We start from the raw sequence: 211 nt of genomic DNA, 5'->3' as shown, positions 1-211 counted from the left end.
TTGCACACACGTCACGCCCGATATGTTGCCACTGGTGACCCTGTCACAGACTGATATTGACACCATTGCGGCGGCCGTGACCGGCGGCCATGCCAATGTACAGGATATCTACCCGCTGGCGCCGTTACAGGCCGGTATCCTGTTCCATCATCAGTTACAGGAGCACGAAGATGCTTATCTGTTAAACAGCCTGCTCGCCTTTGATACCCGA

At 55.0% G+C, this 211-nt stretch carries 1 protein-coding gene; it reads left to right on the top strand.

All coding sequences use genetic code 11. The features are described 5' to 3' along the window. The coding region (locus AACS90_RS06200) for a hypothetical protein (protein ID WP_153043724.1) at positions 1-211 on the top strand (211 nt) is incomplete at both ends.

It is taken from the genome of Xenorhabdus sp. KK7.4 (assembly GCF_963876465.1).
Lineage (GTDB): Bacteria > Pseudomonadota > Gammaproteobacteria > Enterobacterales > Enterobacteriaceae > Xenorhabdus > Xenorhabdus stockiae.
The sequence above is the reverse complement of the archived record's forward strand: the minus strand, read 5'-3'. Positions and strand labels throughout refer to the sequence as shown.